At 47.1% G+C, this 22,717-nt stretch carries 17 protein-coding genes; 6 read left to right on the forward strand and 11 right to left on the reverse strand.

Features of this window, described 5'->3' with window-relative positions; genetic code table 11:
* Positions 1–51 precede the first annotated feature (51 nt).
* On the reverse strand, positions 52–1,743 hold the full coding sequence (gene kdpA / locus AC2VDX_RS11575; protein ID WP_378180265.1) for a potassium-transporting ATPase subunit KdpA: 1,692 nt from the start codon (positions 1,741–1,743) through the stop codon (positions 52–54).
* Positions 1,744–1,988: 245 nt separating this feature from the next.
* Here kdpA and AC2VDX_RS11580 point away from each other — a divergent pair, with 245 nt between their 5' ends.
* The 4 genes from AC2VDX_RS11580 to AC2VDX_RS11595 are packed head-to-tail and all read left to right on the forward strand — an operon-like array spanning position 1,989 to position 5,403.
* Positions 1,989–3,089: a sensor histidine kinase gene (locus AC2VDX_RS11580; RefSeq protein ID WP_378180267.1), complete on the forward strand. Its 1,101-nt coding sequence runs from the start codon at positions 1,989–1,991 to the stop codon at positions 3,087–3,089.
* 54 nt (positions 3,090–3,143) lie between these two features.
* On the forward strand, positions 3,144–3,827 hold the full coding sequence (locus AC2VDX_RS11585; RefSeq protein WP_378180269.1) for a response regulator transcription factor: 684 nt from the start codon (positions 3,144–3,146) through the stop codon (positions 3,825–3,827).
* Positions 3,828–3,860: 33 nt separating this feature from the next.
* The gene (locus tag AC2VDX_RS11590) at positions 3,861–4,634 is read left to right on the forward strand and encodes a Uma2 family endonuclease (RefSeq protein WP_378180271.1); all 774 of its coding nucleotides are present in this window, start codon (positions 3,861–3,863) and stop codon (positions 4,632–4,634) included.
* Positions 4,635–4,674: 40 nt separating this feature from the next.
* Positions 4,675–5,403: a Uma2 family endonuclease gene (locus AC2VDX_RS11595; RefSeq protein WP_378180273.1), complete on the forward strand. Its 729-nt coding sequence runs from the start codon at positions 4,675–4,677 to the stop codon at positions 5,401–5,403.
* A 29-nt stretch (positions 5,404–5,432) separates the two neighbouring features.
* On the opposite strand, the gene priA is transcribed toward AC2VDX_RS11595, so the two are convergent.
* Complete coding sequence (gene priA / locus AC2VDX_RS11600) at positions 5,433–8,018, reverse strand: primosomal protein N' (protein WP_378180275.1); 2,586 nt, start codon at positions 8,016–8,018, stop codon at positions 5,433–5,435.
* An 808-nt stretch (positions 8,019–8,826) separates the two neighbouring features.
* Between priA and AC2VDX_RS11605 the strand changes: the two genes are divergently transcribed.
* A complete protein-coding gene (locus AC2VDX_RS11605; protein WP_378180369.1) occupies positions 8,827–9,957 on the forward strand; it encodes an RNA polymerase sigma factor, RpoD/SigA family in 1,131 nt (376 codons plus the stop codon).
* A 67-nt stretch (positions 9,958–10,024) separates the two neighbouring features.
* Positions 10,025–10,528 carry a GNAT family N-acetyltransferase gene (locus AC2VDX_RS11610; RefSeq protein WP_378180277.1) on the forward strand — a complete coding sequence of 168 codons (504 nt, stop codon included), beginning with the start codon at positions 10,025–10,027 and terminating at the stop codon, positions 10,526–10,528.
* Here AC2VDX_RS11610 and AC2VDX_RS11615 read toward each other — a convergent pair.
* The 9 genes from AC2VDX_RS11615 to AC2VDX_RS11655 form a co-directional block, all read right to left on the reverse strand.
* Positions 10,509–11,330, reverse strand: coding sequence for a phosphate ABC transporter ATP-binding protein (locus AC2VDX_RS11615; RefSeq protein ID WP_378180279.1), 822 nt, complete (start codon positions 11,328–11,330; stop codon positions 10,509–10,511). The two genes, AC2VDX_RS11610 and AC2VDX_RS11615, sit on opposite strands and share 20 nt — an antisense overlap.
* A 60-nt stretch (positions 11,331–11,390) precedes the next feature.
* The gene (gene pstA, locus AC2VDX_RS11620) at positions 11,391–12,371 is read right to left on the reverse strand and encodes a phosphate ABC transporter permease PstA (RefSeq protein WP_486928158.1); all 981 of its coding nucleotides are present in this window, start codon (positions 12,369–12,371) and stop codon (positions 11,391–11,393) included.
* A gap of 52 nt (positions 12,372–12,423) precedes the next feature.
* Positions 12,424–13,275, reverse strand: a complete 852-nt coding sequence (gene pstC, locus AC2VDX_RS11625) for a phosphate ABC transporter permease subunit PstC (RefSeq protein ID WP_378180284.1) — start codon at positions 13,273–13,275, stop codon at positions 12,424–12,426.
* On the reverse strand, positions 13,256–14,110 hold the full coding sequence (locus tag AC2VDX_RS11630) for a phosphate ABC transporter substrate-binding protein (protein WP_378180287.1): 855 nt from the start codon (positions 14,108–14,110) through the stop codon (positions 13,256–13,258). The genes pstC and AC2VDX_RS11630 overlap by 20 nt, the downstream gene beginning before the upstream one ends.
* 21 nt (positions 14,111–14,131) lie before the next feature.
* A complete protein-coding gene (locus AC2VDX_RS11635; protein WP_378180290.1) occupies positions 14,132–14,446 on the reverse strand; it encodes an ArsR/SmtB family transcription factor in 315 nt (104 codons plus the stop codon).
* A gap of 229 nt (positions 14,447–14,675) precedes the next feature.
* The gene (locus tag AC2VDX_RS11640) at positions 14,676–17,552 is read right to left on the reverse strand and encodes a GAF domain-containing sensor histidine kinase (RefSeq protein ID WP_378180293.1); all 2,877 of its coding nucleotides are present in this window, start codon (positions 17,550–17,552) and stop codon (positions 14,676–14,678) included.
* 275 nt (positions 17,553–17,827) lie between these two features.
* Entirely contained in the window at positions 17,828–20,449 is a 2,622-nt protein-coding gene (locus AC2VDX_RS11645) for an ATP-binding protein (RefSeq protein ID WP_378180296.1), read from the reverse strand.
* Between the two features lie 2 nt (positions 20,450–20,451).
* Entirely contained in the window at positions 20,452–21,372 is a 921-nt protein-coding gene (locus AC2VDX_RS11650) for an ABC transporter substrate-binding protein (RefSeq protein ID WP_486928159.1), read from the reverse strand.
* 128 nt (positions 21,373–21,500) lie between these two features.
* Positions 21,501–22,499: an ABC transporter substrate-binding protein gene (locus AC2VDX_RS11655; RefSeq protein WP_378180302.1), complete on the reverse strand. Its 999-nt coding sequence runs from the start codon at positions 22,497–22,499 to the stop codon at positions 21,501–21,503.
* Positions 22,500–22,717: the final 218 nt, after the last annotated feature.

Here is a 22,717-nt window from a genome sequence, read left to right on the forward strand (position 1 = left end):
CAAAATTTGAACAAAGGTTGTTATAACTTTGCGTACCGAGAGCGTTAAAAATTACCCTCCTTTAGCAATTTGGAAAGCTTCGGCTATAGGACCAAGTGCTAAAACTGGGAAGAAGGTTAGTGCGCCTAAAATCAAGATAATTCCCGCTGTGACGGCGGTAAATAGAAGTGTATCGGTGCGGAGGGTGCCGCTAGTTTCGGGTACTGGTTGTTTGTGAGCCATGCTGTCGGCTAACAGCAGCAGGGCGATAATCGGGATGTAGCGACCGAGTAAGAGGCTGAAACACGTACTCAAGTTCCACCACAGGGTAGCGTCGCCCAATCCTTCAAAGCCAGATCCGTTGTTGGCGGAGGCTGAGGTGTACTCGTAGACGACTTGGGAGATGCCGTGAAAGCCGGGGTTACTGATTCCAGCCAGGGTGTTGGGAAAAGCGAGAGTAATGGCTGAGGGAATCAATACTGCTATCGGGTGGATGAGTAGCACGACGCTGGCAAGAACGATTTCTTTTTTCTCAACTTTTCGCCCCAAAAATTCTGGGGTTCTTCCCACCATCAAGCCTGTCAGAAATACTGTCAAAATTAGGTAGATGAACAAGTAAGCTGTTCCAGTCCCCTGACCACCCCAGACAATCTGAAGGAACATATTAAACAGGGTGGAAAAGCCTCCCGGAGGCATTAGAGAATCGTGCATCCCGTTGACAGCACCGCACATAGTTCCTGTTGTCGTAATTGCCCAAAGTGCTGTCTGTGCCCAACCAAATCTAACTTCTTTGCCTTCTAAGTTGGGAATAGGTTGCTGTCCTCCCAGGAGATTATTAACTAGAGGATTTCCTTGATATTCGGCAATGGCAGTAATACTAATCAAGACAGCATAAATAATAAATACCATCCAAAATAGCAGCCATCCCTGCTTTTTGTTATTGGCAAAGATGCCGTAGGTTATAATCAGCGACGCCGGAATGCAAACCATCGCAATTGTTTCTAGCAGATTGGAGAAGCCATTGGGATTTTCAAATGGATGGGCGGAGTTGATGGCAAAAAATCCACCGCCATTTTCTCCTAGCTGTTTGATACTTTCAAAGTGGGCTACAGGGCCACGGGCAATGATTTGTATTCCATTTTCTAAGGTGGTAGCTACCTGCGGTCTAGCTAAGGTTTCCGGAACGCCCAGAATTATTAACAATAGCGCTCCTAAGATGGACAGAGGCAGCAATATCCGCGTAATGGATTGGATTAAATCAACGTAAAAGTTACCTAGCGATCTGCCAGTTAAGCCGCGAATAAAGGCAATTCCCACTGCTAATCCTGTCGCGGCTGAGGTAAACATTAGATAACCCAGCGCTAACATCTGACTGGCATAACTGAAGGTGGTTTCGCCAGAATAATGCTGCTGGTTTGTGTTGGTCAAAAATGAGATTGTTGTGTGCAGTGCTAAATCCCAACTGGGGGCACTTAATCCGGTAGGATTTAGGGGCAGGAATTGCTGTAGTATGAGAATTAGATAAACTAATATACCCATGACCAAGTTGGTATAAAGCACGGCACGGACATACTGCCAACCCGTCTGATTGTCTTGGTTTCGCACGCCCCCTAGTGCGTAGATAGCTTTTTCTATCGGTATCATTACCGGGTCAAAAAAGGTTTTTTCTCCTTTAAATACACGAGCTATGTAGTCGCCCAAAACCTTACTTGTTACTACCAGAATAGATAAGGTTATGACAATTTGAAAGAAGCCTTGCCACATAAATTAAACCTAATTTAATCTAAGTACAATTTACTTGCAGATAAATTAGACAAATAAATCTTTAACTTGTCTGATTAGCATCCTAATACGTAAGCGACAAATACCACAATTAGATTACATATATAACCTAGATATATATGTATTAATACATCTTCTATATCTGCAAGTATAGATTCAGGTTTGTCGCTAAACTGAGGATATAGTATAGGTCATGTGGTGCCGTTCATCAGTTAAAACTAAATCTGATGAGGAGGTTACGCACCTTGGTGGCTATCAAAGCAAATCTTGTGATAAAAAATCAGCACTCGAATATGGGTTGGCTAATTGCAGGGGCATTTGCTGTCTTGATTATGCTGGAGTTTTCCACACCTCCATCCTATGTATTTGGCTACCTCTATATCGGACCAATTTTACTGACGAATTCGCGCTTGAGTCGCCACGCAACGCTTAAACTCACGCTTTCTGCTGCTAGTCTAACTATCTTAAATTTGTTTTCTCCCACTATTGAACCGATCCAACCGTCAACGGTGGCAAACCGATTGATTGCAGTGATAGCGTTGGCGGTGACTTGCTGGTTGCTGCGTCGCAACCAGCGTTATGAAGAGGCGATGCAGAGACAACAAGCCCAATTGCGATCGCAAACACAACTGGCAAGTCTTCGTGAAGATTTTGCCTCCACTTTGACACACGATCTCAAAACTCCTTTATTAGGCGCGATTGCAACGATTAAATCTTTCCAATTAGGGCACTTCGGTGCTTGTACGTCTCAGCAACAAAAAGTTTTGGCGATGATGGTTCGTTCTCACACTTCGACATTACATCTGGTGGAGACGCTGCTGGATGTATATCGTAACGATACCAAAGGGCTAAAACTGGTGCTTTCGCCCGTGAATTTAGTTACCTTGGCTACTGAAGCGATCGCTACATTGACAGATTTAGCTTCTTCGCGTCGGGTGTACATTACTCTCAGTCATGGTTCAACCGATTTTCGCCGCTTTTTGTGGGTGAATGGAGATGCCTTGCAATTACAGCGAGTCTTTATAAATTTACTCACTAATGGCATTAATCATTCCCCGCGTGGCGGTAAGGTAGAAGTCATACTGGAGTACCATGCTGATTATCAAATTGTGAAAATTCTCGATAATGGGCAGGGCATCACAGAAGAAGAGTTACCCTACCTATTTGAGCGATTTTATCAAGGACATAGCGATCGCGTTGCTACAGGATCTGGACTGGGTTTATATCTGACTCGTCAGATTATTGAAGCGCACGGCGGTACAATTTGGGGAGAAAACCAGAAACCACGCGGGGCAATGTTTGGCTTTCGACTACCCGGTGGGAATTAAAAATTAATCATTAAAAATTTTTATGATTGCAACTTAACTTTTAAGACCTTAAAGATGAAACCTTCGTTGCGGATTTTATTAGTGGAAGATGATGAACTGTTTCGCCTGGGACTGCGGATGCGGTTGCAACAGGAAGGGTTAGAAGTCGTTGGAGAAGCGGTTGATGGCGAAACCGCTGTGGAACTGACGAATTGCTATTTACCAGATGTAGTGTTGTTGGATGTGGGATTGCCTGGTTTGGGAGGCGTTGAAGCGTGTCGCCAAATTAAACAGCGTCATCCCAAAATGCCGATTTTGGTTTTAACTTCTCATTCCCAAAAGCCTTTAATTGAGCGGTTAATTGCTGCTGGCGCTCATGGCTATTGTCTCAAAGGAATCGAAGCTGAACTATTAATTTTAGCACTACGTTCAGTTGCAGCCGGTGCCTCATGGTGGGATCAAACGGGGACAGCAGAAATTCGCGCTGCATTTACAGAAAATCCACACTCAGCACTTGCATCTAAAACCGCTGAACCTTTAGCAACTCCGCTTACCAGTCGGGAATTGGAGATTTTAGCATTAATTGCCGCCGGGAAGACAAATCAGGAAATTGCCGAACTTCTAAATATCGCCTTGGGTACAGTTCGGGTTCACGTCCACGCTATTTTACAAAAGTTGGAGGTACGCGATCGCACTCAAGCCGCCATCTTGGCAATTCAAAAAGGATTAGTAGCCGTAGATTTGTTACTACAAGAATAATTAATCAAGATTCATTTATATTAGCAAGTTCCTATGACCTCAACAGAAACACCATTTCCCATTGGTTTCACCCTTCCCGACCATACCCAATTACCAGAGTCGGATGGCAGCATCGTGCAAAACTTTCAAGAACATCCGCAAAGCATTTTGCTCACCGACTCTATACAGCCACTCTTACAACAAATACATCCCGATGGGCAATACTGCATCGGTCAAGATAGCGGTATCTATTGGCGGATAACTGACCCGCCGCTAAACGGATGCAAAGCTCCCGACTGGTTTTATGTGCCGAATGTCCCGCCGACTTTAAATGGTCAATACCGACGTTCTTATGTAATTTGGCAAGAACTCATAGCACCGCTGATTGTACTAGAATTTGTCTCTGGAGATGGCAGCGAAGAACGAGACCAAACCCCCATGAGTGGCAAGTTTTGGGTTTATGAGCAGGCAATTCGCGTTCCCTTTTATGGCATCTTTGATGCTGGAGTGCTTGTTGATTCTTCTCCTAGACCAGCGTTACTAGAAGTCTATCAGTTGATAGCGGGACGCTATGTAAGAATGCCAGCTAATGAGCGAGGACGCTACCTTATTCCGCCGATGGGAGTTGAGTTAGGAATTTGGCAGGGTCGATACCAAAATACAGAAGTTCCCTGGTTGCGCTGGTGGGATGCTCAGGGGAACCTATTGTTAACTGGATGGGAACGCAATCAGCAGGCTCAATCTCAGATAGAACAGCAACGCGATCGCGCTGAACGCTTAGCAGAAAGGTTAAGAGCAATGGGCGTTAATCCCGATGAGTTAACGTGAGATAAAAAACCGCGATCGGTCGGTATATTAGCAAGTTCCTATGACATCAACAGAAACACCATTTCCCATTGGTTTCACCCTTCCCGACCATACCCAATTACCAGAGTCGGATGGCACATTTGTGAAAAACTTTCAAGAACCGCCCCAAGGCGATCTGCTGACCCACTGTATAGAACCAGTTTTGCAGCAAATTCATCCCGATGGGCAATATTGCATCGGTCGAGATAGCGGTATCTATTGGCGGATAACAGAACCGCCTGAAAGAGGAGCAGAAGCACCAGACTGGTTTTATGTGCCGAATGTCCCGCCGACTTTGAACGGTCAATACCGACGTTCTTATGTCTTGTGGCAAGAATACGTTGCGCCGCTGATGGCGCTGGAGTTTGTCTCAGGCGATGGTTCCCAAGAACGAGACAGAACCCCGATAACTGGCAAGTTTTGGGTTTACGAGCAGGCGATTCGAGTTCCCTTCTATGGCATCTATGAAGTAAATCTGGCACGAGTGGAAGTGTACCAATTAATTAACGGGCGCTATCAGATGATGCAGCCTAACGAGCGCGGACACTATCCCATTGAGCCTTTAGGAGTAGAGTTGGGAATTTGGCAAGGTCGATATACAAATATGGAATTTCCCTGGTTGCGCTGGTGGGATGCTCAGGGAAACTTGCTGCTAGACGGTACTGAGATAGCACAGCTTGCAGAAGAACGCGCTGAACGCTTGGCAGAACGATTGAGGGCAATGGGTGTTAATCCGGATGAATTAGCTTAAGATCGGAAACCGGGTTTCTGGTTTGGATATCACATCAAATTCAGCGGGTCAACATCTATTGTCAAGCTGACTGAGGACGGGCAGAGGAGGCGCAACTCGTTGAAATCCGGTAATTCTGGCAGCGAATCAGGCGCAAACTTGAGCATAATCTGCCATCGATATCGATTCGCCACCCGTAAGATACTCGCCGGTGCTGGCCCTAATATCTCATACATCGGGCTGGTGGGATGGGCATCTGAACTGCTATCCCCCTGGAGTGTATTTGAAGCCAGCCCCGCTGCTAGCATTTCGGCAGTTTCCTGAACTTCAGCGGCATCGGTGCTGCTTAGCCGCAACAAAATGAGACGTCCGTAGGGAGGATAATTCAGCGCCTCTCGTTGTTCTAACTCTGTCTCGATGAAAGATTGATACTGGTGACGCCGTACTGCTTGAATGACTGCGTGTTCTGGGGTGTAAGTTTGAATAATTACTTGACCGGGGTCATTGCCTCGACCAGCACGACCTGCAACTTGTGTCAAGGTTTGAAATGCTCTTTCTGAGGCTCGGTAGTCGGGTAGATGCAGCAACCCATCAGCGGCGACAACTCCCACCAGTGTCACCTGGGATATATCTAGCCCTTTGGTGAGCATTTGAGTCCCAATTAACAAGTCGGCTTCTCCGTTGGTAAAGCGCGTCAGCAGCGTGCGATGAGCGCCTTTGGTGCGGGTGGTGTCGCTATCGAACCGGATATAGCGCAACTGAGGGAACTGCTGCGCTAATTCCTGGGCGACTCGCTGGGTGCCACTGCCGAAAAATTTTAGGTAGGGGGAACCGCATTCGGGGCAGGATTGAGGATGCGATCGCACAAAATTACAGTAATGACACCTCAATAATTCAGCGGCTTCTTCATGAGTGTGGTGATACGCCAGCGAAACATCGCAGTGAGGACACTCAATCACATACCCACAGCTGCGGCAAGAAACAAAGGTACTATGTCCCCGCCGATGGATAAATAAAATTCCCTGTTTCCCCTCATCTTGTAGCTGCTGCAAGCCTTCCTGAAGCGACCGGCTAAAAATCGAGCGATTCCCTTGCTGCAACTCTTGGCGCATATCCACCACTTCTACCGGCGGTAGAGGGCGCGATTGGATGCGTTCAGGCAATGAGAGGTAATGGGTAAGAGAGTTTTCAGTTGAAGAGGTTAACTCCTGACTCGTAATATTCACCCAGGTTTCTAGGGAAGGGGTGGCGGAACCTAAGACGAGGGGGCAGTTTTCCAACTCGGCACGCCAAGTCGCAACCGTGCGGGCGTGATAAGTGGGTGCGGGTTGGTCTTGCTTGAAGCTGGAGTCGTGTTCCTCATCTAACACTATCAGCCCCAGGCGTGGCAGTGGGGCAAAGATGGCTGAGCGGGTGCCAATGACGACTTGGGCTGCACCCGCCAGCATTTGCCGCCAGGTGTCGTAGCGTTCGCCATCGGAAAGGGCGCTGTGATAGACGCAGACTTTGTTGCCAAAACGGGCGCGGAATCGGTCGGTGAGTTGGGGTGTAAGACCAATTTCCGGGACGAGGACGAGGGCAGATTGTCCCCGTTCTAAGATCGGGGCGATCGCTTGTAAATATACCTCTGTCTTCCCGGAACCCGTGACTCCGTGCAACAGCACCCTCGCAAAACTAGATAAAGATGCGATCGCTTCTAACGCCTCAGATTGAGCAGGTGTTAATGCTTTCGGTTGATCCCCAGCCAAGATCGGTTCTGCGGAAGTTCGCAACATCTCCCGTTCTTGAATGACCACACAGCCTTTTTGCTCCAGCGTCTTGATGGTGGATGAACTGGCATTGCAGATTTGCAGCAACTCAGTCAACAACAAATCGCCGCCGCGCCGCCGCAGCACTTCCAAAATTTCCCGTTGGCGCTGCGTCAAGTCGAGGGGAAAAACATCGGCAACCAGCGTCACGGCTTTCTGTAACTTCGGTCGCTGGGTTCTGGGCGGTTCCAGGTAACTTTCGACTAATTTAACCCGCAATAACTCCCGGATTGCTCGATACGCTCCTCTAACTTGACGCTGGAGGTAGACGAAGCTGTAGTCTCCAGAGGGTTGAGCTTGCAGAAGTTCCAAAATCTGACAGGCAGATGGACTCAAGTAATTGGCACTTCCCGCTTGTCCGGCTTGTCCCCCCCTCTCCCCTTCTCCTGGGGCAAGACGGATGCGACGCTGCGATCGCCCTAACAATCCCGGCGGTAGCGCTACTCGAATCACCTGAATCAGCTGGGTGTAGTAATATTCTGCGACTTGGTTCAGCAGTTGCCAGTAAGTCGGCGGGAAAAACCCAGCACTCACCACATCCTCCACATCCCGGATTTTGGCTGGGTTCAAATCTGGCGGCGGTGCATCGCAAATCCGGATAGCGATCGCTCCCAAAACTTGCGCCCCAAACGGCACGCTCAAAATATCCCCCGGCTGCACTTGCAACTGGGCGGGCAACCGATAGGTATACAACCGCTTCTGCGCTTCTGCTTCTGGACAATCCACCAGCACTTCTATCCATCGATTCTGTCCAGAATCAGACTGGTCGTAGGATGCTCTACTTTCCAGCACAATGCCCGAACGCCCGACATTGGGATTTGACGACATATTCCCCCTCTCCCTTGGCAGCCAGATGCTACAGCCAGCTCTCCAGACCGCCATGCTTGTCGCTTACTGTAGACCAGTTAATTTTAGCTGGCTGTAGACTCTTGAGGGACTTGAAATTCAACAACGTCTGAGGTCGTAACGACTAGGATAAAAGTAGGATACAAATGTCCCGCCTGGATGCTTGTATGTGAGTATACTTGCTATCCTCTATCTATCGTGCAGAGCGCGGATGCCTATTTTCTCCCTATCGATAGAGAGGAAAGCTATCAAGTATATGAGATCCTGTGTGAATAGCATAGGAAATTTAAAAAAGTTTAAACTTTCCTGAATTAGGAGTCAGAAAGATGCAAACAATTCCCAGGTTTGGCATGGATTTGAATTTAATTTAATTGAAAATTATCTACGACCTCAAAGCTGATGGCAAGCTTCTGATAGACTAGGGCATCACCTTCATGTTCCCTGATTTTTTCTTAAGACGCATACCAAATCTAAAGCGCTTCTAGATTCTGTAATCGAGAAATGTAATCAGGGAAACAATCAAAAAGCTATTTTCTGGTAGCCTTAAAAAGCTATTTGTAACTTGAAAGGTTGGAAAAAAATTTTGAGTGTTACAAAGCTGGGAACCGATCTGGCATAGCCACGAGCGGATAAATGAAGCTCAAAATTAGCAAAGAATCCAGACAGTAAAAATAAAGTTGACCCTTGAGTCTATGCTCGTAGAGCCTGTCTTCAGTCCGTCATGGATATGTACAAAGAGAGCATCCGTTCCCATCAACTCGCTTTATCCAATACCGACTCAGACCTTGCTATGAATATTGCTGACCTGAACCGAAGCGACGTGGAATCTACATCCGATCGGGATTTTGTAGATATTACCGACCAGCAAATGGAAGAAACCACTGAAATAGAAATCGTCAGTGTTGAAGATGAAATTTCAGAGGAAATCGATAAATTAGCCGATGCCCGCCCCTCTGAATACCGCAAAACCATCTCCGACGATACTGTAGGAGCGTTTTTTAAGGAGATGGCACGCTATCCACTTCTGAAACCAGATGAAGAAGTGGAATTAGCCCATCGCGTCCAATATTTAGTCAAAATAGAAGCGCTCCAAGAAAAATTACAAAAAGAGTTGGAACGCGATCCCACAAAAGCAGAACTGGCAGCAGCAGATGGGATCTCGGAACGGCAGATGGAACATCTGCTGTATCGTGGACGGGTAGCGAAACGGAAGATGATTCGCTCGAACCTGCGATTGGTTGTTTCTATTGCTAAACGATATTTGAACCGAGGTGTTCAATTCCTCGATTTAATTCAGGAAGGGGCGCTGGGATTAAACCGCGCTACGGAAAAGTTTGATCCCGACAAAGGTTACAAGTTTTCTACCTATGCCTATTGGTGGATTCGGCAAGCAATCACGCGGACAATCGCCAACGATGCCAGAACGATTCGATTGCCGATTCACATTGTCGAGAAGTTAAACAAGCTCAAAAAAGCGCAGCGAGAACTCAAGCAAGAACTGCACCGCAATCCGACAGAAGAGGAACTGGCGCAATCTTTAGATATTGAGGCTTCGCAGTTGCGTCAGTTGTTGCAACTTAGAAGGCGATCGCTTTCTCTCAACCATCGCATCGGGAAGGGAGAAGAGACGGAACTGATGGATCTGTTGGAAGATGGCGATAATCAATCTCCCGAAGAGCAGATGAGCGAAGCCATGATGCGCCAGGAAATCTGGGAAGTGTTGGGCGACGTTCTTACCGATCGGGAAAAAGATGTCATATCTCTGCGGTATGGTTTAACCAGCAGCGAACCCTACACGTTAGAAGAAGTGGGCTGTTTATTTAATTTGTCCCGCGAACGAGTGCGTCAAATTCAAAGTAAAGCGATGCGGAAACTGCGGCGTCCCCAGGTTGCCAAACGCTTGAAAGGATGGCTCACGTAAAAGTTGTTCGTTATCAGTGATTAGTTATTAGTTTTATGATTGACCAATGACCACTGACTGATGACTAATGACTACTGAATTGATTTTACGTCCAGCGGAGCCTGGGGATGCGTCGGTGCTGTTTGGGCTAATTAAAGCACTGGCGGAGTATGAGAAACTCTCTGACGCTGTCACTGGCAATGCTGACGCCCTAAAAGACCATCTCTTCGGTTCTAAGCCTTATGTCGAGGCAATTCTAGCAGAATATGCGGGGCAAGCCGTGGGGTTTGCCCTGTTTTTCCATAACTATTCCACCTTTCTGACGAAGCCGGGAATTTATCTGGAAGACTTGTTTGTACTCCCGGAATATCGGCGTCAGGGGATCGGGAAGGCGCTTCTCACCCACCTAGCTCAGTTGGCTTTATCTCGCGGCTGTGGACGCTTGGAGTGGAGCGTTTTAGATTGGAATGAACCGGCGATCGCATTCTACAAGTGCATGGGTGCTGACGTTTTGCCCGACTGGCGGATTTGCCGCGTTACGGGCGATTCTCTCGTGAGTATGGCTGCAACCCTTAACCCCTTCTGCCAGTGACGTAGGCAGCCGTTAGAGGGTGCTGGGGAGATTCAAAAATCTGGGCAACTGAACCGGATTCGATCAATTGTCCAGCGCCATCCTGAACCCAAAACAGCGCCACATCATCCGCAATCCGCTTTGCCTGTGCCAGATTGTGAGTGACGACGAGGACTGTATATTTGCCGCGCAGATTGACGATCAAATCCTCTACGACTTCACCAGAAAGCGGATCGAGGGCACTGCAAGGCTCATCCATTAGGAGAACATCGGGAATGAGTGCGATCGCTCTGGCAAGACACAACCGTTGTTGTTGACCGCCAGAAAGGGCAAGGGCAGGAGATTTCAGCCTGTCCTTCACCTCATCCCACAAGCCGACATCCCGCAAAGCATCTTCGACAATTTCATCGATTTTTTCTCGATTCCTAACTCCGTGTTCTCTAAGCGGAAATTCAAGATTTCTGATAATGGAAAGTGGGAAGGGGTTGGGTTTTTGAAATAGCATTCCTACCCGGCGGCGCAATGAAATTACATCGATTTCTTGCACATCTCGATCCCCCAGCAGAATCCGCCCTGATAACCGACAGTTGTTCGTTAAATCGGTAAGGCGGTTCAGACAAGAGAGAAAGCTTGTTTTACCACAACCGGAAGGGCCAATTAGAGCTGCGATTTCACCTGATTTAATCGCGAGTGTGACATCTTTAAATGCGGGTTTATTCGCGTAAGAAAGGCTTAAATTCTCGGTTTTTATTTCCGGTGGATTACTGGGAAGTGAGGCTAAATTTTGCTCTTGGATATGAATTTCGCTTGTAGAGTGTTTCATGAAGAATTTGAACCGCAAAGACGCGAAGTATGCAAAGGAAGAACGCGAGGTAAGATTGGTTTACGCTACCCAAATTCGGGATTGCCGAAAACGCTCTGCTAGCCAAGATATTGCAGCATTAATGAGTAATAGAAAGCTGACTAATACGAGAGCAGAGGCATAGGCGTTTGGTTCGCCACCAGAGACGTTCATGGCGAGATCGTAAATGTGAACCGAGAGCGATCGCCCGGAATCCCACAGTGACTCTGGCATCCGATCGACATAACCGCTGGTAAAGATTAAAGCAGCAGTTTCAGCGATCGCTCTTCCCAAACCCAACAGCAACCCCACGACTAATCCAGGCATTGCGGCTGGTAGCAGTAACTCCCATAATGTTGCTGTACGCGAGAGTCCCAGCGCCGCCGCCGAACGTCGATAGTCATCCGGTACGCCTCGGAAACCCTCCTGGGTTGAGCGAATCACAATCGGCAGCACCATACACGCCAGCGTCAACCCACCAGAAAGAATCGAAAAGCCCATTCCCAAGGTTTTACAGAAAAAAGCATTGCCGAAAAGACCGAAAACAATTGAAGGGACGCCTGCTAAAACATCCAAGCTAAGGCGCACCAACCGCCCCAAAATACTCTCATTTGAGGTAAATTCAGCCAGCAATATTGCAGTCCCTACTCCTAAAGGAATTGAAACTGCCATGCAAACTCCTACAATCAGCGCTGTCGAGACTAAAATGGGTGCAATTCCTCCATCTCGACCAGCATTGTGGGGCGTTGTTGTCAGAAACTCCCAGTTAATTTGACCGATACCAGAAACAAAAATCTCGCTCAATAGCCATAACAGCGAAGCTGTTATTAAAGCGACAGATGCCCAGACAACTACAATTGAAATTAACTCATAAACAGGTAAAGATTTTAAACCCAAAAGATGGGTTCCTTCTTTTGATTCTCGCCTTTTTACTGGTGATTTTACCAAGGGTTTAGTCATAGATGTGTAATACCGTCCAGGTAAGAATAATTGTAGGTTGGGTTGAGGAACGAAACCCAACATTGATAAGCCTTTGTTGGGTTTCGTTCCTCAACCCAACCTACATTGAATCCTATTAATAAAAATCTCCCTGATTAATCGTTTCGGCAACAACGACTAAAACCACAATCATTGCCATCAATATCAACCCGCTGACAAACAAGGCGGCGCGGTGATTTCCCACGGCATAAGCCATCTCTAGAGCAATATTTGCCGTCAACGTCCGCACTGGCTCAAATACACCCTTTGGTACCTGCACGACGTTACCGCAAACCATTAGCACCGCCATTGTTTCACCGATCGCCCGTCCCGTCTCCAAGATGATCCCCGTTAATAGCCCTGATTTTGCTGCCGGAAAAACCACACCACGCACCATTGCCCAGCGTCCCAATCCCAGCGCCGCTGCACCCTGCAGGTAATCTGCGGGCACGTTGGCAAAGGTGGCATCTGCGACGAGGGCAATGGTGGGAAGAATCATCAGAGTTAGGATAAGAATCCCAGCGAATAAACTCGGTCCCGGCGGGTGAATCCGCCCGATAATTGGCACCAGCACGACTAAACCCCAAAAACCATAAACGACTGAGGGAATCCCTGCTAAAAGCTCAATTAAGCGTCGGTAAATTTTGGCTAGAATCGGGGGTGCGTAATAGTGACAAAAAACTGCTGAAAGAATGCCCAATGGTGTTGCGACTAGCACAGAACCCGCCGTCACAAACAGCGACCCCCACAGCATCGGCATTAGGTTAAATTCTTCGCTAGCTGGATGCCAGGAGGGGTCGTTAAAGAAGCGCGTCAGCCCAATATTTTGCAAGATCGGCAAGGTTTCCCAGATCAGGAATAGCAGAATTAAAAGAGCGATCGCGCCAGAAACAATCGCCATTCCCCGCAATATCCAGACGAGTATGACTTCATTTCGCGACTGGGACAAAATATTGCTCCTTCACAATGTCTTGCACATCTTGAGAACCGGCAAAATCAATAAAGTCTTTTTGCAATCCAGTAGGTGTGGTTTTTGTTACTAAATTGAGAGGACGAGAAATCGGAAATGTGCCGTTGCTGACGTTGGCGATGGAGGCGTCTACTCCTTCTATTGGCAGCAGTTTGATCGGAGTATTGTGAGTGGCACCATATTCGCCAGAACCAATGGAGACATAAGCGATCGCGTTGGGATTCCCTGCTACGGTTTTGATCCCTTGTTCGTTATCGCCAATCACCACATCGGCGCGAATGTCAGTTGTCTTTAATTTGAAGTGGTCGGCAAACAGTTCCAGGGTGGATCGACCCTCAGCTTTATTGACCACCGTAATCGGCGCATCTTTCCCCCCGACTTGTTTCCAGTTATTGATTTTGTCGGTGTAGATATCGACAATTTGCTTGTCGGTCAGATTTTTAACTGGATTGTCTTGATTGAGAATGACCGAGACGCCATCGTTAGCAATGGTAAAAGCTTGCAAATCCTTCTCGCTGTCTTTGAGACTTCGCGAAACCATCCCAATATCCGCCACCCCCTGACGGGCATCTGCTACTCCCCGCGAAGATCCGCCCGTTTGCACGTCAATCCGGACTCCCGGATGTTGAGTTTCATAGCGCTTGGCAATCTCAGCCGCCAGAGGCGCTACCGTACTCGATCCCGTCAAAACCAGCTTGCCTTGTAACTTATCAGACGACTGGGTTGCCGCTTCTTGGGGCTTCCCGCAAGATTGCAGCCAAAAGCAGGTCGCCAACGCCATAGAAAGCGGCACCAGCAGTCTTAGGTTTTTCATCTGTTATAAATTGAGGTTTTTTTATTGATTGGAATCAAAGGAAAGGAAACAACATCCCAAATCAATCGCCCGACCAGCATTTGCCCTACCGATTGCAGGAGCTAGCTGATAAAGCACCGCCTTGCCATCTCGCGTCGCCGTCACAAAACCCTCTTCCCGCAAAACTTTTAGATGATGCGATAGCAAACTCTGTTGCAATCCCAGCACGGCATTCATCTCGCCAACGTGCTTGGGACCGCTGATGAGCAGTTCTAAAACCTGAAGCCGCGTTGAATCTGCCAAAGTTTTCAGTTTTTGGGCACAAAAGGACTGCGATGAGACTTTTTGGGTACTCATAGATTCACCTGTGCGAAGTTGGGAACCAACCCAGGCTTGCCCTGGATCGAGATTGATATCAACTTATATTTATATCAATAACTGTTTATTAATTACAAATTAACCTATTCTTAACCAATGCTGAGATAACGCAGTTGCTCCCAAGATGTCGGGAAAATTCAGATTTTTCACCTGAAAAACAGAACCTCCTTTCCTTGCAAGGAAAGGAGGTTTCCGAGTGTAAGCCGTTCTAGCAGCTTTGTACTAACTGGCTGTTCAGGGGAATTTCTATCGAGAACTCAGTACCCTGACCGGGTTGAGACATACATTTAAAGAAACCGCCGTGTTTTTCTACCACAATCTGGTAGCTAATGGAAAGTCCCAGACCCGTGCCTTTCCCAACCGGCTTGGTGGTGAAAAAGGGATCGAAAACTTGGCACTGCACGTCTGCACTCATGCCAGGGCCATTGTCACTAATCTGAATGACAACGCGGGGGATACCATCTGGGTTGTCCTGCATCACAAAAGTGCGAATCGTAATCTGACTGGGTAAGTTTTTAATTTCCTCAAGCGATCGCAATTCATCGCGTTGCTCTAGAGCGTCAATGGCGTTGCTGATGACGTTCATAAAAACTTGATTTAGCTGACCGGCGTAGCACTCGATAGGCGGCAAGTCTCCATAATCTTTCACCACGTCGATATCGGCATGGTCTGGCTTTGCTTTCAGTCGCTGTTGCAAGATTAACAGAGTGCTGTCGATGCCACTGTGGAGATCGACAGGCTTCCTCTCAGCCTCGTCCAGTCGGGAGAAATTGCGTAAAGACAGAACGATCTGGCGGATGCGGTCAGCTCCAACCTTCATCGATGACAACATCTGGGGTAGATCCGAAGTCAGGAACTCTATGTCAATCGCCTCTGCTCGCTCCACAATTTCCGCATGGGGATTCGGGTAATGCCGTTGGTAGAGTTCCATGAGTCTGAGCATATCTTGGGTATACTCATCAACGTGGCTGATATTGCCGTAGATAAAATTAACCGGATTATTAATTTCGTGAGCGACACCGGCAACCAGTTGACCCAAACTCGACATTTTTTCGGTTTGAATTAGCTGGGTTTGGGTTTTCTGTAACTCTTGGAGGGCGCTAGAGAGTTGTTCTGCTTGCTGCTGGGTTTGAGCGAGTAATTCCGCTTGCTGTTGGTAGAGTTCGGCTTGCTGAATCGCGATCGCCGCTTGATCGGCGAGTTGTTGCAGCAGATCGACTTCCTCCGCCTTCCAAACTCTTGGCGCATGACACGCATGGGCAACCAGTAGCCCCCACAGTTGCTCCCCTCTGCGAATCGGGACGACTAAATTGGCTTTTACCTGAATATGTTCCAAGAATTCGAGATGACAAGCTTGCAAAGAAGCTTGATGCACGTCGCTAATTGCCCGAACCCGTCCGCCCTGGTATAAGATTGCGTACTCTATAGGAAAGCAGTTCTCGTCATATACCTGCCCCAGAATTGATTTCGTTTTGCAAGTGACCTCTTCGACAACCACCTCGCCTTGCCAGCGTCGGGTGAACTGGTAAATTATCACTCGATCTGTATTTAACAGGTTCCGGACTTCGCGCACGATGGTTTGCAGGATGGTTTTTAGCTCCAAAGTGCTGCGGATTTGGTCGATGACTTGCTTAAGAACGCTAGCCCACTCCAAGGATTGTTGTAACTTGACTGTACGCTCTTGGACTTGACAATCGAGGTTGACATTCAGACGCTGCACCTTTTGGTACAGTCCATACTGCTCAATCGCCATTGAGAAGCGATCGCCCAAAGCATCAGCGAGTTCAATCTCTTCCGGAGTCCACTGGCGAGGTTGACCTCTTTTTAGCTGTCGCCAAAGTTCAAAGGATTTACGGGGGTGGACTTGTCGCGTATCGGGGTCAAAATGCCCAGCCCATAACGTTTCTGTGTCAATTTCATCTCGAAAAATGGTCAAGTATCCCACCAACTGTTGACGGTGTTGGAGGGGTACAATCAACACGCCTTGAATCAGAGTAGATTGAAATACGGTTCCTAGCGGTTGCAAATATGTTTGTTTATACAAATCAGCGATCGCCACAATGCCACTGCTACCGCTAGCATCTGCTGTAACGAGGTTTAAATTGGTCCCACTTAACCATTCTTGCCAGAGAGGATGCTGCTCAATTAGAACGGATGAGGCAGGATTTGCTGCTACCACTCCCGGTTCTACTAGCGTCAATTGATTGCCACAGGTGTATACCACCGCTGACAAGCCAGTGGTTTCTGGGGTTATGTACAGTCTGCCACCGGAACCTTGCAAAGCGGTAACGGTTTCCTCAAGGGCTGATTGCAGCTCAATGGTATGTAGTGAATGCAGCAGGGTAGAGACACGGTTAAGAGTGACTTCTCGTTGAGTTTTTTCGCGGGTTTGGGTGAGTAAAGTTGATTGGGCGATCGCCATCGACACTTGATCCGCTACCATCTGGACAATTTCCAGTTCCCGTTCTGAAATTACTTGCGGTTGCGAATAGTGAGCGACTAAAAGCCCCCACAAGCGATCGCCATGCAGAATCGGCACCACCAGCGAAGACTCCACGCCCATTGATTTGAGATATGCCACATGGCAAGGGTCTACAGGGCGATAGTGGATCTTTCTGGTTTCTAGGGATTCTCCGGTTTCTGGAGAATCCAGTAGCGATAAACCAATAAGTCCGGAAGCAACATTCACAATCGAACGCAGACGCACTTTCCGATAGAGTTCGCGTGCTTGGGGAGGAATGTCATCCGCTGGAAAGTTCAAACCTTTTAAAGACGGAAGGCGATTTTTATGAATAAATTCGGCAATCACTTCTCCACTTTCATCAGCATGAAACCGATATACCATGACTCGGTCTGCTTCTAGTAACGAACTGACTTCTGCCACCGTTGCGATTAAAATTTCTTGAAATTCTAGGGATTGACGAATCCGGTTAGTGATTCGGTGCAGCAATCCTTCCCGATCTAATTCTGGCTGTAAAACTTGCGTATTTCTACTGAAAGTCATTTCTTTATCCACGACGCTTATAATATTTGTGGCTTTTTCCGCACTGTATCTATTTTCGGTGTGCTGACTAACTTCAGTCATACGTGAAAATATGGAACTTTTAAAAAAATGCTGTAGATTTGGGGATTTTTTATAAAATGAGTTGCTATAAATCCTATCCAGCAGCTAAAGTTTCTAGCTTTCTTTCCCGTCCACTGGGTAAACGCATCTTGAGCCTGGTGATTTCCCCTAAATAGCCTAGGGTTGAGGATTACGGAGTCAACGGCGTCGTGGTAGATTCGGTCAGTCCGGAAATTCCCCAGCGCGATCGCGCGTTGCGCCGACCTGTCGGTTCGCTCTTAAGAAGGTCAGTTAATTTAAACTCTAATTGGAATCTTGATGGCAAACTCAGCCCCTTGACCGGCTGCTGAAATACACTCCAATTGTCCCCCGTGTTTTTCCACTACAATTTGGTAGCTAATCGCTAAACCCAGCCCAGTTCCTTTGCCAACGTTTTTCGTCGTAAAGAAGGGATCGAAGAGTCTTGGCTGAACCTCAGATGGAATCCCCAAGCCATTGTCAATTATTCGGATTTCTACTTGATTTTTCCCTGCAACTTTGGTGCAAATCCAGATAGTAGTGGGGTTACATTTAATTTCATCGGTCGAGCGTTTACGATTAAATTCATCGAGAGAATCAATTGCATTTGTAAGTAAATTCATAAACACTTGATTCAGTTGTCCGGCATAGCATTCTACTAAAGGCAAATTGCCATACTCTTTAATAACCTGAATTTCAGGATGTCCCGGCTTATCTTTTAGTTGATTTTGTAAAATTACCAGCGTATTCTCAAGACCCTCATGAATATCAACGGCTTTCATTTCCGCCTCATCCAAACGAGAGAAGTTTCTCAGAGATAGAACAATTTGACGAATCCGTTCGGCTCCAACTTTCATAGAAGATAGAATTTTATGAAAATCTAGGAGCAGGAATTCGAGTTCAATTTCTTCGATATAGGCTTGAATTTCCGGATCAGGATTGGGGTAGTGTTGCTGGTACAAATTTAGGAGTTTGAGCAAATCTTCTAGGTATTCATTGGCAGGAGAGACGTTGCCATAAATGAAGTTGACTGGATTATTAATTTCATGAGCAACTCCAGCCACCAGTTGACCCAAACTAGACATTTTTTCAGTTTGAATTAATTGAGTTTGAGTTTGTTTCAACTCAGATAGAGTTTGTTGCAACTCTTGAGCTTTGTCTCGGTATTGAGCTTCAGCCTTTTGAATCTCTTCAAACAACCGGGCATTTTCTAAAGCAGTGGCGATTTGTCCCGCCAGGGTGTTGAACGTCTCCAGATCAGTTTGACTGAAGCGATCGCTTTCATTGTCTTGAATGTCCAGCACTCCTAGTAGCGCCCCACGGGCGATCAAGGGCACCGCTGCGGAAGAACCGATTGGGATGGGTTTCAAGCCTGCTGCTAGCCCTGCATTGTCCTGATTATCCACCCAGATCGTTTGCTGATTTCGGGCAGCAAGGGCGACCAAGCTGCGATCGTCAAGAGACAGACAAGCACTTTCATCATGCCCAAGCATATCCTGGTTGCCAGAGTCAGCCCGTCGGATGAGTTGATTCGTGGTTTGATCCAACAGATAAATTTGCACGTAGTGTAAGCCAAAGCGATTCTGCATGAGGGCGATCGCTTCGCGCAACAGCCGTTCCGGATCTACGATCGCTTTCGACAGTTCGCTGACGGCAACCGTAACGTGTTGACTGACTTCCAGTTCGCGGGTACGCTCTTCTAAGCCTTGAAGCAATTTACCGACTTGTTCTGCCATCGCATTGAAACTCAAAGCTAGCACCCCAATTTCATCCTGTGATTTGATAGAAGTACGAGCATCAAGGTTGCCAGCAGTGAATTGAGTCACTGTCCCAGCTAGATTAATCAGCGGCTTAGCCAGAAGTTGTCCGATCGTGATAGCCGCGATAATGACTACACCGGCAATGATCGCAGCCAGTAATAGCGTGGCGCGGATTTGGGCTTCGATAGGCGCTAGAAATACTGCTTTCGGCTGCACAAACACTACAAACCACGGCTGCGTCTTTAACTTGGTGACAGCGGCTGCATTTAGATCGTTGTTTGTAGAGGATAAAGCGGTTGTAAAGTAAGGGGATGTGGCAGCGTTATCTAGACCTTGCTCAAAAGCAGGGAAATTTGTCGATAAGTCTGCCGTTGTACCCTTTGGCAACCGTCCTTTTACTTGCAGAGCTTTCACTTTAGCCGGTGGGAGTGGTGTTACCGATTTAAAATTTAACTCAGGTGCGTTGCCGTCAGCTAAACGGATATGATTTTCGTCCAGCAAAATCGCAAAAGATGCGCTTCTTCTCACTAGGTTGGTATTTTGGCTAACCAATCGCTGGACAACAGCAGCCTTATAACAGATATGCAACACACCGATAATATTTCCAGCGGCATTCCGTACCGGGCTACTGAAAAACACACTCACCTCACGAGTAGTTGGGGAAAACTGGATGGGCGAGACATAGGGTAAGCCAGTTTTGAGCGGTTGCTGAAAGTAATCCTGGTCAGATTTATCTTTACCAATATCTGGTGTATACGTATCAATTACATCTCGCCCCTGGCGATCGAGCAGCGCGTATGATGAGATATTCAAAGTATCTTTACGGCTGAGCGAACGTAAAGCGCCCTCGACTTCTGCGGCAATATTTTGTCTCTGATTAGCAGGTAAACTTAAGTACTTCGCGAATACTGGCAACTGAGCTTCAACCCGGACAGCATCCAGATTGGAGGAGATAAAGGCATCTAGACTCAGGGCAGTTTGAGAGGCGGCTGTTAAGAGGGTTTGATTGGCATTGTTCGTCAGTGTCTTTTGGGTGGAGCGCTGATTCAAGAATGCCAGTAATAGCAAAGGGAGAAGCGCTACACCCAAGAAAGAAAAGATCAGTTTATTGCGTAGGGTATAAAGTTGAAAATGTTTCACGCTCACTTTACCTTTTGTAACTGCTGTACAAAGGATGGATCGAGCAGTTTTTGAATATTTAGCGCCGCGTTTAGCCCTCCGGTGCGAGTATAGAAGTCGGCGTACAATTTGGCTGTATAGTACAAAGAATCCTCTGTGTTGCCAGGAGTAAAGGCTTTTAAATTGTCTTGCAAGGTGTATAACTGGACTCCATCGGTGGAAACTTCTTCAGGTTTGAGGTTTAGTGTTTTGGCAATCAGTGCATTACTTTCCTCTGGATGAGCCTTCCAGTAATCTTGGGCTTGGAACCAAGCTCGGATAAATGCCTGTATTTGAAGAGGGCGATCGCGTACTACCGAAGTGCGAAAAGCGATGACATTCGGAAGCAATCCAGGTGTTTGCTTAGTGCTAAGTAGCACCTGCGCCCCGGCTTTTACCGCTTGCCCTGTGTATGGCTCCCAAGTATTTCCAGCTTGAATGTCACCACTTTGTAAACCCGCTGGAACCGATTCCGGTTCTACATTGACGAGAGTCACGTCATTAGTGGTGAGGTGATTTTTGTGCAGCAAGGTGCTGATAAATAATTCTCCAAAATCACCTAACTTAGTGCCGATTCGCTTGCCTTTTAAGTCATTCATGCTTTTAATATCGCGTTGCACCACCAAAACGTCCGCACCCGCTGATTGATCTGTCACTTGGGTAATCTGTACGTCTGGATTTTTCCCAATAATGTTGATGATGCTACCCAATGAGGTAGCGATCCCGTCGGCTCTATCAGCACTAAAGGCAGATATTGATTCTACGTAGTTTTCTATATAGATGGGTTCAACTTTCACCCCTTGAGCCGTGAAGAAACCTTTTTCGTGAGCGATCGCTATCGGAAAATTCCCAGGCCACAAATTGTAAATAACTCTCAGGGTCGGAAGCTCGCTTCGAGAAGTCACCTTGGGCGTGCTATTACAAGCGGTGATGAGTACAATGCTTAACAAGAAAAAAGATAGAAAGCGGAAAAATCGAGATTTCATACAAACCTATTGATTTTGTGACTGAATGCGGTCATGTTAGCTAAGTGTCAACTTCCCGATTGCAACTGCTGCACAAAAGACGGAACAATCAGTTTTTGAATATCCGGTGCAACGCTTAGCCCTCCGGTGCGAATATAGAAGTCAGCGTACAATTTGGCAGTATAGTACAACGACTGGGTTGTGGAACCGGGAGTAAACGCTTTTAAGTTGTCTTTTAAGGTGTACAACTTGACACCCTCATTGGAAACTTCTTCAGGTTTGATAGAAAGCGTTTTAGCAATCAGTGCTTTACTTTCTTCGGGATTTGCCTGCCAATAGTCTTGAGCTTGGAACCAAGCGCGAATAAAAGCTTGAATATCTTTTGGGCGATCGCGTACTACTGAGGTGCGAAACACAATTACCGTTGAAATTAAACCGGGTGTGTCCTTACTGGTGAATAATACTCGCCCTCCAGATTTGGTTACTTCAGATAGGTACGGTTCCCAAGTATGTCCCGCTTGAATATCACCGCTCTTAAAACCTGCTGGAACCGCTTCTCCTTCTACGTTGACTAGGGTCACATTATCGGTAGTCAAACCATGTTTCTGGAGCATTTCGATAACAAACAATTCTCCATCGCCTAACCTGACTCCGAGGCGCTTGCCCTTCAAGTCAGCGACATTTTTAATATCCGGGCGAACTACAATTGAGTCAGAACCAGCCGATTCATCAGTTGCCATCGCAATCTGCACATCTGGGTTTTTCTCAATCATGCTCATCAAGCTACCCATTGTGATGGCGACTCCATCATATTTTCCAGCACTGAATTCAGATACCGATTCTAGATAGTTTTGGATATAGACGGGTTTGACTTTCACCCCTTGAGCTGAGAAGAATTCTTTTTCAGATGCGATCGCTATCGGAAACAGTCCAGGCCACAGATTGTAACCGACGATCAGGGGCTGAGTCTCTTTTTGGGAAGTTACGGTTGTCGTGCTATTGCAGGCTGCGATTAGCACAATGCTGAGCAAAAAAAGAGACACCAAGCGGAAAAGTCGAGATTTCATAGAAACTTTTTTTGTGACTAAACTGGGATTATGCTGCCTTTTATCGTTGAACCGATCGACAGCTTTACGAACGTTCGGTCTCAACTCCTGCGCTTCTATTGGCTCAAAGCCTTGTCATCCCTTGGTTTTTGTCTCGCTAACTCAGGAATTCAGCGATCGCCTACAAGGATGACCTGCAATAATTAGAGTTTGCATCAGTACCCTTGTTAGAGTTCCCG

It is taken from the genome of Coleofasciculus sp. H7-1, from assembly GCF_057473865.1.